Source organism: Comamonas sp. FUJ_7 (genome assembly GCF_057369555.1).
The window spans coordinates 219,198-232,456 of sequence record NZ_JBXXZI010000005.1; the positions used below are offsets into that span (position 1 = coordinate 219,198).

A 13,259-nucleotide genomic window follows, 5' to 3' on the forward strand; every position below is an offset into this window, starting at 1 on the left:
CTTCGCTCAGACTTTCTCATGCTGGCTGAGTGCCACACGCAACTGTCCTAGGTGCTCATACAAGTCGTGAGTGCTTTCACTACCCAATGGCGCTAGCAATTGCTCCAGCCATAGCTCGTGTGCACTGGCCATGGCCTTGAATTGCTTTTTCCCGGCGCGGGTCAGGCGCACGGTCATGGCTCGACGGTCTTCTTCATCGGCCACGCGCTCAACCCAGCCTTCTGCGACCAGCTGGTCAGTGAGTCCGGTGATGTTGCCGCCGGTGACCATCAGATACTCCGACAGCGTTTTCATGCGCAGGCCTTTGGGAAAGCGACTGAGCTGCGCCAGGTAATCAAAGCGCGGCAGCGTGGTGTTGAACTCGGTGCGTAGCTGGCTGCGAATGACCTGCTCTATCTGCGTGCTGCAGGTCAGCAGGCGCAGCCAGAGGCGAACAGCCTGATGATCAGAGTGAGACAGGCCTGCCTCACGGCCAAGCGCTTCAGGCTTGTCGATGGATGAGTCCTGAGGGTGTTGTTCCATGGTCTGCATGGTGAGCAAGATAGCGCGTTTGAGGTTCCGGGTTAGACCGGATTTTAGTGACAATTTCAAGCATTAATAATTTAGATATAAAGTAATTTCCAACGAGCCTGCACTGGATCGCCGAGATGAAAATTGTCTGCATTGGTGGCGGCCCCGCCGGACTGTATTTCGCACTGCTGATGAAGCAGATGAGCCCTGCGCATGACGTGACGGTGGTTGAGCGCAACAAGCCCTATGACACCTTTGGCTGGGGCGTGGTCTTCTCCGATGCCACCATGGACAATATGCGCGAGTGGGACCCGGTGACAGCTGCGCAGATAGAGCAGGCTTTCAATCACTGGGACGATATCGAGCTGCTGTTCAAAGGGCGCCGGATTCGTTCTGGCGGCCACGGCTTTGTCGGTATTGGCCGCAAGCATTTACTCAACATCCTGCAGGCGCGTTGTGAGCATCTGGGTGTGCAACTGGTGTTCGAAACCGATGTGCAAAGCGATGAGGACTATGCCGATGCCGATCTCATCATTGCCAGCGATGGCGTGAATTCGCGCATACGCGGCAAGTACGCCGACATCTTCAGGCCCGATATCATCACTCGCCCCAACCGCTTCATCTGGCTGGGTACGAACAAGATCTACGACGCTTTCACCTTCGACTTCGTGCGCACAGCGCATGGCTGGTTTCAGGCGCATATCTACAAGTTCGACGACCAGACCTCAACCTTTATTGTCGAAACAACAGAGGAGTGCTGGAAGGCCAGCGGTCTTGATACGGCCGATCAAGAGCAGTCCATTGCCTTCTGCGAAAAGATTTTTGCGGACAACCTGCAGGGCGAGAAGCTGATGACCAATGCCCGTCATCTGCGTGGCTCGGCCTGGATCAATTTTCAGCGCGTGGTTTGTGAGCAGTGGTGGCTGAAAAACCGCCAGGGCAGCCATGTGGTGCTGATGGGGGATGCGGTACACACAGCCCACTTTGCCATTGGTTCCGGCACCAAGTTGGCGATTGAAGATGCCATCGAGCTGGCGCGTCAATTCAAGCTGGCGGACGATACGGCAGAGCATATTCCTGAGGTGCTGGCTGCTTACCAGGAGGTGCGTCGCGTGGAGACGCTGCGTATTCAGAATGCAGCCTGGAATGCCATGGAGTGGTTTGAAGTCTGCGGCCAGCGCTATTGCGATCAGCTGGAACCCGAGCAATTCATGTACTCCATGCTCACGCGCAGCCAGCGCATCAGTCATGAAAACCTGCGCCTGCGTGATGCCCAGTGGCTGGGTGGTTATGAGCAATGGCTGGCCGAAAAAAATGGTGTTGCGCTTGATGGCAAGGCACCGCCACCCATGTTCTTGCCTTACACCTTGCGTGGTCTCACGCTCAAGAACCGCATCGTGGTTTCGCCCATGGCGCAGTACTCGGCTGTTGATGGCGTGCCCGGCGACTTTCACCTCGTACACCTGGGGGCACGTGCACTGGGTGGAGCAGGCCTGGTGTTTGCCGAGATGGCCTGTGTCTGCCCAGAGGGGCGCATCACGCCAGGCTGCCCCGGCACTTATAGCGAGGCTGCGAAACAAGGCTGGAAACGCATCAGCGACTGGATTCATGCCAACACCGACGCCAAGTTCGCCATGCAGATCGGTCATGCGGGAGCCAAGGCATCGACGCGGCTGGCCTGGGAGGGGACGGACCTGCCGCTGGAGCAGGGCAACTGGCCCATCATGGCGGCATCCGAGCAGCAGTACCTGCAAGGTGTGAGCCAGACCTCCAAAGCCATGACGCGTGCCGATATGGATGAGGTGCGGCAGCAGTTTGTGCGGGCTGCGCAAATGGCGGCTGACATTGATGTGGACTGGCTGGAGCTGCACTGTGCACACGGCTATCTGCTGTCCAGCTTTATCTCTCCCCTGACTAACCAGCGCGGGGATGAGTACGGTGGCAGTCTGGACAACCGCTTGCGCTATCCACTGGAAGTTTTCAAAGCCATGCGTGCTGTCTGGCCGCAGAGCAAGCCCATGTCGGTGCGCATCTCTGCCCATGACTGGGTGCCGGGCGGCATCACTCCAGAGGATGCTGTACTGATTGCCAAGGCCTTCAAGGAGGCTGGAGCCGATTTGATCGACTGTTCATCGGGCCAGGTCAGCAAGCGCGAAAAGCCGGTGTTCGGCCGCATGTACCAGACCCCGTTGGCCGACCGCATCCGTCAGGAAGCAGGAATTGCCACCATGGCGGTTGGTGCAATCAGCGAGGCCGATCATGCCAACAGCATCATCGCCGCCGGTCGTGCCGACCTCTGTGCTGTGGCCCGTCCGCATCTGGCCAACCCCGCATGGACGCTGACAGAAGCCGCCAAAATTGGCTATACGCCCATCGTTTGGCCCAAGCAGTATTTCGCTGGCAAGCGCCAGATGGAGTCGCTGTTCGAGCGCGAAAAGGCCTTGAAATGAGGCCCCCCTGAGGCGCTGCGCGCCTGTCCCTCTCTACTCGCTGCGCGAGGAAGGGGGGCAAAACCTTCGGTGTAGCCGGGTAGGAGTAAGTCAGTTTGCTGGGGTAAGGAGAACGAAGTGGCGAGTGATCTCAACGATCAGCATGCGCTGGTGACCGGCGCAGGCCAGGGAATTGGCGAAGCGATTGCCCGCCAGTTGCTGACACAGGGCGCGCGCGTCACCGTGCTGGGGCGGCGTGCTGAGCCATTGCAAAAGCTACTGGCAGACCACACACAACAGTGCCGGATGGTGCTGGCCGATGTAGCCGATGAATTACAGGTGAAAACTGCGTTTGAGCAGGCAGTACAAGCGCAAGGTGCTATCAATATTTTGATTAACAACGCCGGGCAGGCCAGCAGCGCACCGTTCACGAAGATGGATGTTGGGCTCTGGCAGCAGATGCTGGCGGTCAACCTGAGTGGCACCATGTTCTGCATGCAGCAGGTGCTGCCCGCCATGGCTGCAGCGGGCTGGGGGCGCATCGTCAATGTGGCCAGCACGGCTGGTTTGGTGGGCTATGCCTATGTTGCGGCCTATGTGGCTGCCAAGCATGGCGTGGTGGGGCTGACGCGGGCACTGGCGCTGGAGTACGCCAAGAGTGGCATCAACATCAATGCCGTTTGCCCCGGCTATACCGAAACCGAGATTGTCAAAAACAGCATAGACCGCGTGGTGGCCAAGACAGGCCGTACTTCGGCGCAAGCTCTGGCCGAGTTCGTTAAATCCAACCCGCAGGGGCGACTGGTACAGCCGCAGGAAGTGGCAGACACCGTGCTCTGGCTGTGCGGCAAAGGCGCGAGTGCGATTACGGGTCAATCCATTGCCGTCGCTGGCGGCGAAGTGATGTAGACGCGCAGCACCCCTGAGCCGCTGTGCGGCTTCTCCCTCTCTCGCAAGCGGAAGGGGACGACACCGTCGCTGCGGGGCGGCCCTTGCTCGGTGCCACTGGCTTAGGCCCTGCGCTGTTCGCGGATGGTCAACAGAATGAGGAGTAATTTTGTGATGAGCAATTACGCAATTGACCCCGGCCTGGCTGCAGGCAACCACAAGCCGCTGGCGGCCTACCAAGCCAAGCATTTTCAGTGGCAAGTGGTGGATGGCGTGGCCACCATCACGCTTAATCGGCCAGAGCGCAAAAACCCGCTGACCTTTGAGTCTTACGCCGAACTGCGCGATCTGTTTCACCAGCTCAAATGGGCCACCGATGTGAAGGCCGTGGTGCTGATTGGGGCGGGTGACAACTTCTGCTCGGGCGGTGATGTGCATGAAATCATCGGGCCGCTGGTCGCCCTCAAGGCACCGGAGTTGCTGATGTTCACCCGCATGACGGGTGAGCTGGTCAAGAACATGCGCAACTGCCCCCAGCCCATCATTGCGGCCATTGATGGCGTGTGCGCCGGTGCGGGCGCCATCATGGCCATGGCGTCTGACATGCGCCTGGGCACGGCGCGCAGCAAGACCGCATTCTTGTTCAACCGCGTGGGGCTGGCGGGCTGCGATATGGGGGCTTGCGCCATGCTGCCGCGCATCATTGGTCAGGGCCGGGCCAGCGAGTTGCTCTACACAGGGCGCAGCCTAGGCGGCGAAGAGGGCGAGCGCTGGGGCTTCTTCAACCGCCTGAGCGAGCCGCAGAGCGTGCTGGCCGACGCGCAAAAGCTGGCCGCCGATCTGGCGGCTGGCCCCAGTTTTGCCAACGGCATCACCAAGACCATGTTGCACCAGGAATGGGCGATGACGATTGAGCAGGCGATTGAGGCCGAAGCACAGGCACAGGCCCTCTGCATGCTGACCGAGGACTTTTCGCGTGCCTATCACGCTTTTGTGGCCAAGCAAAAACCGGTGTTTGAGGGGAACTGATATGGCAGACAGCAGTTATCTGAAGTGGCCATTTTTTGCCATGCATCACGAGCGGCTGGCGCAGTCGCTGGATGCCTGGGCTACGCAAAACATCTCCCAGGCTCATGCCCCGGATGTGGATGCCGAATGTCGGCAACTGGTCAAAGCACTGGGAGAGGCGGGCTGGCTGCGCCACGCTGTGGCGGGTGTGGTTTATGGCGGTGCGGGTGAGCAGATTGACACGCGGGCCATCTGCCTGATCCGGGAGACCCTGGCACGCCACAGCGGTCTGGCCGACTTTGCCTTTGCCATGCAGGGGCTGGGCTCGGGAGCGATCTCGCTGGCGGGCACGGAGGCGCAGAAAAGCCATTACCTGAGCCGCGTAGCCAGGGGTGAGGCGATAGCGGCCTTTGCGCTCTCCGAGCCGGAGGCGGGCTCGGATGTAGCGGCCATGACTTGCGAGGCCGTGCGGGACGGCGATGACTACGTCATCAACGGCGAGAAGACCTGGATTTCCAACGGCGGTATTGCCGATTTTTACGTGGTATTTGTGCGCACGGGCGAGGCACTGGACTCGCGCGGCTTGTCTGCATTGATTGTGGATGCGCAAACGCCGGGTTTTGAAATTGCCGAGCGCATCAACGTCATTGCTCCACACCCTCTGGCGCGGCTGAAATTCACCAGTTGCCGTGTGCCGGCCACGCAGCTGGTGGGAGCTGCAGGAGAGGGCTTCAAGGTTGCCATGCGCACGCTGGATGTGTTTCGCACTTCGGTGGCCGCTGCATCGCTGGGCTTTGCGCGCAGGGCCATGGATGAAGCTTTGCAGCGCGCCACCAGCCGAAAAATGTTTGGCGCAGTACTGGCAGATTTTCAACTGATCCAATCCAAGCTGGCGCAGATGGCCACGCAAATCGACAGCGCGGCGCTGCTGACTTATCGCGCAGCCTGGCAGCGCGATACGGGCGAAAACGTGACGCGAGAGGCCGCCATGGCCAAGATGGTGGCGACGGAAAACGCCCAGCAGGTGATTGACGCGGCCGTGCAGATATGGGGCGGCCTGGGCGTGGTCAGCGAGCAGCCCGTGGAGCGCCTGTACCGGGAGATTCGGGCCCTGCGCATCTATGAAGGCGCGACCGAGGTGCAGCAGCTCATCATTGGCCGTGACCTTGTCAAAAGTCATAGCTGATACCCATTTCCAGTAAAGCGCTAGAGCCTGTTTTTGCTTGAATTTGCTTGAGAGGTTGGAGTCATGTCGAACACCGTTTCATACAGCGCGCATACCGATACCTTTGCTGCAGATCATTTGCCGCCGCCCGAGCAACAGCCCGAATTCATTTTTGAGTTGCCCGAGCTGCAATTTTCGGAGCGCCTGAATTGCGCTGCAGAGCTGCTTGATCGCCATGTGGCCGAAGGCCGTGGCGACAGGCTTTGCATTCAGGCCGAAGGCCTGCGCTGGACTTATGCGCAGCTGCAGAACAAGGTCAACCGCATCGCGAATGTGCTGGTCCATGAAATGGGGCTGATATCCGGCAACCGCGTGCTGCTGTGCGCGCCCAACAACCCCATGATGGTGGCCAGCTGGTTTGCCGTCATCAAGGCTGGAGGCATCGCGGTGGCAGCCATGCCGCTGCTGCGGGCCAAGGAGCTGGCAACCATCATCGATATTGCGCAGATTAGCCATGCTCTGTGCGATGCTGCTCTGCGCACCGAGGTGCAGGGTGCGCAGCAAAAAGCCAGAACGCTCAAGGCGCTGTGCTATTTCAACAGCAGCGAGCCCGATGCGCTGGAGCAGCTGATGGAGCGCAGCGCCGATACTTTTGAGGCCGTGGATACGGCTGCGACGGACACCTGCCTGCTGGGCTTTACCTCGGGCACCACGGGCGTGCCCAAAGCCACCATGCACTTTCATCGCGATGTGATGGCGGTTTGTGCCTGCTGGCCTGAGCATACGCTGCGAGCCCATGCGGATGATGTGTTCATGGGCAGCCCGCCGCTGGCCTTCACGTTCGGGCTGGGCGGACAGGTGCTGTTTCCCATGGCGATTGGTGCGTCCATGGCGCTGCTGGAAAAAGCCAGCCCGCCGTTTCTGCTGGAGGGCATTGAGAAATTCGGTGCCACCGTGGTGTTTACTGCGCCCACGTCCTACCGAGCCATGGCCCAGCAGGGCGAGCGCATACGCGCCACCCGTCTGCGCAAATGCGTGTCGGCTGGCGAGGCGTTGAGCGCCTCGACCCGGGCGCTGTGGAAGGAGGCCACAGGCCTTGAAATCATTGACGGAATAGGCTCTACCGAGATGCTGCACATCTTTATCTCGCACCGCGAAGAAGAGGCCAAACCCGGAGCCACGGGCAAGGCCGTGCCCGGCTATCGCGCCAAGGTGGTGGACGACGATGGCAATGAAGTTCCAGCGGGTACCGTGGGCAAGCTGGCCGTGCAAGGGCCTACAGGTTGCCGCTACCTGAACGACAGCCGCCAGACCAAGTATGTGAGCCGGGGCTGGAACCTGACGGGCGATGCGTATTTGGTGGATGAGGAGGGCTACTTCGTCTATCAGGCGCGCACGGACGACATGATCATCTCGGCCGGCTACAACATTGCCGCCCCCGAAGTGGAGGAGGCGCTGATGCAGCACAAGGCCGTGGCCGAATGTGCGGTGATCGGTGTGGCCGACAGCGAGCGCGGCCAGATCGTCAAGGCCTTTGTGGTGCTGCGCCCCGACTATGCGGCGGGCGCGGCCATGGTGCAGGAGCTGCAGGACTTTGTGAAGCAGGCGGCTGCGCCCTACAAGTACCCGCGTGCTGTCCAGTTTGTCGAGCAGTTGCCGCGCACGGCCACAGGCAAGCTGCAGCGCTTTCGCTTGCATGAGGTTTGAGTGCTATTGATGTAAGAGCTAGCTGCGCTTGATGGGTATGCGCTAGAGCCTGATTTCATTCAATTTTTTAGGTGTCAATGCTGTGTCAATGACTTCTCAACGCTTTTCTACGCAGGTGCCGATTCGCTTTGCGCACTGCGATCAGGCGGGCATTATTTTCTTTCCGCAGTACCTTGTGCTGTTTAACGGGCTGGTGGAAGACTGGTTTAACCAGGCGCTGGGCGTGAGTTATGCGGACATGCTGCAGATTGACAAGATCGGCCTGCCCATCGTGCATCTGGAGTGTGACTTTCGCGCTATCACCCGCATGGGGGAAACGGTGCGCCTGGGGCTGGCGGTTGAGAAGCTGGGCCAGCGTTCGCTGACCTTGAGCCTGGACTGCTCCGGCCCGGACGGACAGTTGCGCGTTTCAGCGCAGAAAGTGCTGGTCTTCACCAGCTTGCAAACCCATCAGGCCATCAGTGCGTCGCAACCGATTCGCCATGCCATTGAGCAATGGCTGAGTACATCCCACGCTATGGAAAAAAGGAGCTGAACAATGCAAGTGTTGTTGCCGCCGGGCTGGCCCCGGCCCAAGGGTTATGCCAATGGCGTGTCCGTGAGTGGTCGTCAAATCTATGTGGCGGGCATGATTGGCTGGGATGCGCATGCTCAGTTTCATACCGATGATCTGGCCTTGCAGGCAAGACAGGCCATGCAGAACATCGTCGAAGTGCTGGCCGCTGGTGATGCCAGGCCCGAGCACATTGTTCGCATGACCTGGTACATCACCGACAAGCAGGAATATCTGGCGCAGCAGGCCGAGATCGGCAAGGCTTTTCGAGAGGTGATTGGCTCCTTCAACATTGCCATGACTGCGGTGCAGGTGGCGGCCCTGATCGAAGATCGCGCCAAGGTGGAGATTGAGGTAACGGCCGTGGTGCCGGACTGATTCACAAAGCATTGCTGGCAGCCGCTGCATCCAATGTGCAGCGGCTTTTTTATGACTGCCGTGCCTCTCAGACTATGCTTGTCCCACTTTTTTCTTTGTGAGGTGTCATGCCGAGAATGGATTTATCCCGTCGCCAGGCTCTTCAAGCCGTGCGTGCCGCCGCTGTTCTGACAGCCAGCGGTGCTTTGCTGGCTGCCTGTGGCAAGAAAGCACCCAAGGCTGCGGCAGTGCCCACTGGAGCCACGGTGCTTGCCCTGGGGGACTCTTTGACGCAAGGCGTGGGTGCCAGCGCAGAGACTGCTTACCCCCATGTGCTGGCCGAGCGTACAGGCTGGAAGGTGGTGAATGCTGGTGTCTCGGGCGAGACCAGCTGCCAGATTGCGGATCGCTTGCCGGGGCTGCTCGATGAGCATCAGCCGGCACTGGTGATTTTGTGCGCCGGTGGCAATGACTGGTTGCAGCGCAAGAGCGAGCAAGACGTGCAGACCGAAATCAGCCGCATGCTGCAGCTGTGCAAAGCAAGGGCCGTGCCTGTGCTGCTGGTGGCGGTGCCGGAGCTGAGCTTGAGCGCCGCTTTGACGGGGCGCATGAAAGACCACTCCATCTATCAAACCCTGGCCAAGGACAGCAAGGTATCGTTGCTGTCCGGAGCCTGGAGCGAGGTGCTGGGCAATAGCGCTATGCGCGCCGATCAGGTGCATGCCAACGCGGCAGGCTACGCCCGGTTTGTCGAGCTGCTGGAGACGCAGCTCAGAGCTTCGGGCTTTCTGGCCGGCTGAGCCTTCGTTAGAAGTCCAGCAGGCTCAGTCCTACGCTGAGCATCGTGCGCTTGCGGTTGTAGTCGATCAGGCTGTCGCCATAGCCACTGAAAAGCTGCATATGCAGGCGCAGATTGCTCTTGCCGCCGTTCCAGCCTTCACCCAGAGTGCGCAGCCATTCGATACGGCCAGAGCCTTTGCCCTTGCCCAGTGAGCCGCGGGCGGTGATGCCCAGATAGTTTTGCGCGTTGACGTTCCAGCCCAATTTGATTTCGCCGCGACCAATGTAGTCCTGGATATGGGGGTTGTCGTCTTCCAGAGCACTTTCCTTGATGCGCTGCCAGGCCTTGGCGTGCAACTGCCAGCGGTTGCCCAGCTCGGCACCGGTCATCAGATACCAGCGGTTCCAGCTGCGCGAAAGGGGCTCGCTTTGGCCGTTGGACTGGTGGACAAGGCCTATGCCCGAATAACGCCAGCGCCAGCCAAAGGGCAGCTTGGCATCGGTGGGGTAGACGTAAAAGACTTCTGGCTCATGGTCCGTGGTGCGGAAAGGGCGCGAGATTTCGCTATTGAACAGCTGCCAATACGACTGCTGGGTGTAGCCAAACCACAGCGAATCCTTGCCCTGCGAGGTGGGGCCTGTCAGCAGGCCCGAAGCAATCTTGGTACGGGCTGAAAGCTGCAGCCGCATTTCATGCTTTTGATAAGGCTGCTCGGTCGCAAAGCCGCGGCTGGGCGAATAAGGCTGCTGATTGACTTCGTCACCCATGACCACCGAGACCGACATGGGGCGATAGCCACGGAAGTTGAAGGTGCCGCAGTCGGAGCCTGGCTCAAGCTCGTAGTAGCGAGAGATTTCGGAGTAGCGAGGGTCACGGCAGCCGCCGTTGGTGGGCGACAGGCCCAGGCCATCGCTGGCAGTGGCTGTAATCACAGGCACTGCTGCAGGCGTAGCTTCTGTGGATGCACTGGCTGAGGGTGCGCTCCAGCCGGAGGCGGGAGGGGCAATATCCGGGTTTTGCTGCAGAGCCCAGGCATCAAAGCAGGCCAGGCGGTCGGTATTGCTGGTGGTCGCAGCGCATTGCTGCCAGCTTTCTGGAGCAGGCAGTTCAGTGCCGCTGGCGCTGGCGGGCTGAAGGCCGCTGATCAGCCCCAGGCCGATGCCAAGAGCCAGAGGATGGAGGGTATGGAGGCGAGAACTCATGGAATCAATCAATGCACAGGCGGCCTTGCGACAAGCATCACACAGCCCAGCTCAAGGCTGGGCCTTGCGCATGATGAAGGTGCGCGGTGGAACATTTTCTCCCTCCAGGTAACTGCCGTGAATTTCTGTACCGCAGCTGCCTTCGACCACTTCGCCCAGCCAGGTGCCGGTGATGCGTGAGCCATCTGCACTTTCTTCGAGAGTGACAGTTCCCTGGTTCAAATCGCCCACCATGGGGTAGCTGCTGCCGGGGCGGTTGATGCTGCCTTTGACATTGCCATCCCATTCGGGATGGGGGCCCAGCACCATGCGTGCGGCTTCGTCACTGCCGGTGACAGAGCCTATCCACTCACCTTGCAACTGCTTGTCGGTCATTTGCCAGTCTTGAGGGCAAGTGCTGGCAGAGTTTGAGTCAAATTGAGCCCAAGCGCTGATAGATAAAGCGCTGGCAGCTATGAAAATCAGAGTTTTCAAGGTCATGTCGAGTCTTTAGTTGGCGGCGCCTGGCGCTGCCTGATTCTTGCGTGCAGCAAACTCTTCGCGCAGCTTGCGCAGTTTCTCGCGCGGATCTTCCTTGGCGGTGGCGGCGTCCAGCCCCATCTCTTTGATGAAGCGGCTGGGCTGGCAGGCCACCATTTCGCGGCCTTTTTTGCGACGCTTGGTCCAGCTCACGGCCAGCGTGCGTTGGGCGCGGGTGATACCCACATACATCAGGCGGCGCTCTTCCTGCAGTCGCGCTGCAATATCGTCGCTGACCTTTTGCTGTTTGCCATCGTCATCGTCGAGCTTGAAGGGAAGCATGCCCTCGGTCACGCCGACCTGCATGACATGGGGCCATTCCAGACCCTTGGAGGCGTGAAGGGTGGAGAGCACCACCATGTCCTGCTCTTTCTCGCGTTCGCTGATGGTGGAGAGTAGGGCAATGTTCTGCGAGACTTCTAGCAGGCTCTTGACCTCGGTCTGGGTGCTGGTTCCGGCAGCGTCTTCTATTTGACCGCCAGCGCGCTGGGCCATCCAGTCGCAGAACTCCAGCACATTGCTCCAGCGTGCAGCGGCGACGGATTCGCTGTCCTCGCTGTCATACAGATACTGTTCGTAGCCAATTTCCTTGAGCCAGTCGATCAGAAAAGTACGGGATGCCTCAAAGCCCAGCGTGTGGCGCGCGCGGTATTCCAGGTCGTTGATATAGCGGCCGAACTCCAGCAGACTCTCGAACGCCTTGCGGGGGAGCGCTTCCTCCAGCATGGCGTTGAACAGCGCACCAAACATGCTGAGCTTGTGGGCCGAGGAGAACTCGCCGAGCCTGCCCAGCGTGGTGTGGCCTATGCCGCGCTTGGGCGTGCCAATGGCCCGCAGAAACGCCGGGTCGTCGTCGTTGTTGATCCAGAGGCGGAACCAGGCGCACAGGTCCTTGATTTCGGCGCGATCAAAAAAGCTGGTGCCGCCCGAGACCTTGTAGGGAATATTGGCCTTGCGCAGGGCCTTCTCGAAAGGCTTGGCCTGGTGGTTGGCGCGGTAGAGGATGGCAAAGTCCTTCCACGCGGGCTGCGGGTTCATGTTGGCGCGCAGGCTCTGGATGCGGGCGACGGCGCGCTCGGCCTCATGCTCTTCGGTGTCGCAGTCCACGATGCGCACGGGCTCGCCCTCGCCCAGCTCCGAAAACAGTGTCTTTGGGAACAGCTTGGGATTAGGGCCGATCACATTGTTGGCGGCGCGCAGGATGGCGCTGGTGGAGCGATAGTTCTGCTCCAGCTTGATGACCTTGAGCTGCGGGAAGTCGATGGGCAGCTTTTTGAGGTTGTCCAGCGTGGCGCCGCGCCAGCCGTAGATGGACTGGTCATCGTCGCCCACGGCGGTGAAATGGGCACGCTCGCCCACCAGCATCTTCAGTAGTTCGTACTGAGTGGCATTGGTGTCCTGATATTCGTCCACCAGCACATGGCCCAGCAGGCGCTGCCATTTCTCGCGCACCTCTGGGTGGCCGCGCAGCAGTCGCATGGGCATGCCGATCAGGTCGTCAAAGTCCACGCTTTGGTAGGCGGTCAGCCGCTCCTCATAGCGCTGCATGATGAGGGCGATGCTGCGCTCGTTATCGTCCTGGGCCATGGCCAGGGCCTTGCGGCTGTCCCAGCCCTGATTCTTCCAGCCGCTGATGGTCCATTGCCACTGGCGGGCCGTCGCGACATCGGTGGTACCGCCAGCGCAGTCTTTGAGAATGCCGGTGACGTCATCGGTATCCAGAATGCTGAACTGGGGCTTGAGCCCCAGCGCATGGCCATCTTCGCGCACCATGCGCACACCCAGCGAGTGGAAGGTGCAGATCAGCACCTCCTTGGCCTGACGGCCGATCAGGCCCGCAGCGCGCTCCCGCATCTCAGCGGCGGCTTTGTTCGTAAACGTGATGGCGGCAATGCGGCGCGGGGCCAGACCGGTCTCGATCAGTCGGCCGATCTTGTGTGTGATGACGCGGGTCTTGCCAGAACCGGCTCCTGCAAGAACAAGGCAAGGCCCTTCGGTGTAATGCACGGCCTGAAGCTGAGCGAGGTTGAGACCAGCAGACATGAAGCAGAGTGACCCATCAACAAAAACAAGGACTGGGAGCATACCGCTTCACTGTGAAAAGACCTGATGGCCTCTCTCACAACTGACAAAAAAGAGG

At 60.1% G+C, this 13,259-nt stretch carries 12 protein-coding genes; 8 read left to right on the forward strand and 4 right to left on the reverse strand.

Annotated elements, in window-relative coordinates; translation table 11 throughout:
• Nucleotides 1-6 precede the first annotated feature (6 nt).
• Nucleotides 7-531 carry a MarR family winged helix-turn-helix transcriptional regulator gene (locus AC2I9W_RS09710; RefSeq protein WP_486409764.1) on the reverse strand — a complete coding sequence of 175 codons (525 nt, stop codon included), beginning with the start codon at nt 529-531 and terminating at the stop codon, nt 7-9.
• Nucleotides 532-647: 116 nt separating this feature from the next.
• Here AC2I9W_RS09710 and AC2I9W_RS09715 point away from each other — a divergent pair, with 116 nt between their 5' ends.
• The 8 genes from AC2I9W_RS09715 (at nt 648) to AC2I9W_RS09750 (ending at nt 9,417) form a co-directional block, all read left to right on the forward strand.
• Entirely contained in the window at nt 648-2,960 is a 2,313-nt protein-coding gene (locus tag AC2I9W_RS09715; protein ID WP_486409765.1) for a bifunctional salicylyl-CoA 5-hydroxylase/oxidoreductase, read from the forward strand.
• A 117-nt stretch (nt 2,961-3,077) separates the two neighbouring features.
• Nucleotides 3,078-3,848, forward strand: coding sequence for an SDR family NAD(P)-dependent oxidoreductase (locus AC2I9W_RS09720; RefSeq protein WP_486409766.1), 771 nt, complete (start codon nt 3,078-3,080; stop codon nt 3,846-3,848).
• A 153-nt stretch (nt 3,849-4,001) separates the two neighbouring features.
• The gene (locus tag AC2I9W_RS09725) at nt 4,002-4,856 is read left to right on the forward strand and encodes an enoyl-CoA hydratase family protein (protein ID WP_486409767.1); all 855 of its coding nucleotides are present in this window, start codon (nt 4,002-4,004) and stop codon (nt 4,854-4,856) included.
• A 1-nt stretch (nt 4,857) separates the two neighbouring features.
• Entirely contained in the window at nt 4,858-6,021 is a 1,164-nt protein-coding gene (locus AC2I9W_RS09730) for an acyl-CoA dehydrogenase family protein (protein WP_486409768.1), read from the forward strand.
• A gap of 63 nt (nt 6,022-6,084) precedes the next feature.
• Nucleotides 6,085-7,707 carry a benzoate-CoA ligase family protein gene (locus tag AC2I9W_RS09735; protein ID WP_486409769.1) on the forward strand — a complete coding sequence of 541 codons (1,623 nt, stop codon included), beginning with the start codon at nt 6,085-6,087 and terminating at the stop codon, nt 7,705-7,707.
• 88 nt (nt 7,708-7,795) lie between these two features.
• On the forward strand, nt 7,796-8,242 hold the full coding sequence (locus tag AC2I9W_RS09740) for an acyl-CoA thioesterase (protein ID WP_486409770.1): 447 nt from the start codon (nt 7,796-7,798) through the stop codon (nt 8,240-8,242).
• A 3-nt stretch (nt 8,243-8,245) separates the two neighbouring features.
• Entirely contained in the window at nt 8,246-8,638 is a 393-nt protein-coding gene (locus AC2I9W_RS09745; RefSeq protein ID WP_486409771.1) for a RidA family protein, read from the forward strand.
• Between the two features lie 116 nt (nt 8,639-8,754).
• Nucleotides 8,755-9,417, forward strand: coding sequence for a GDSL-type esterase/lipase family protein (locus AC2I9W_RS09750; protein WP_486409772.1), 663 nt, complete (start codon nt 8,755-8,757; stop codon nt 9,415-9,417).
• A 7-nt stretch (nt 9,418-9,424) separates the two neighbouring features.
• Here AC2I9W_RS09750 and AC2I9W_RS09755 read toward each other — a convergent pair whose 3' ends face one another.
• From AC2I9W_RS09755 to AC2I9W_RS09765, 3 genes are all read right to left on the reverse strand, one after another.
• On the reverse strand, nt 9,425-10,600 hold the full coding sequence (locus AC2I9W_RS09755) for a phospholipase A (RefSeq protein ID WP_486409773.1): 1,176 nt from the start codon (nt 10,598-10,600) through the stop codon (nt 9,425-9,427).
• A 51-nt stretch (nt 10,601-10,651) separates the two neighbouring features.
• Entirely contained in the window at nt 10,652-10,975 is a 324-nt protein-coding gene (locus AC2I9W_RS09760) for a hypothetical protein (RefSeq protein WP_486409774.1), read from the reverse strand.
• Nucleotides 10,976-11,089: 114 nt separating this feature from the next.
• On the reverse strand, nt 11,090-13,162 hold the full coding sequence (locus AC2I9W_RS09765) for an ATP-dependent helicase (protein WP_486409775.1): 2,073 nt from the start codon (nt 13,160-13,162) through the stop codon (nt 11,090-11,092).
• Nucleotides 13,163-13,259: the final 97 nt, after the last annotated feature.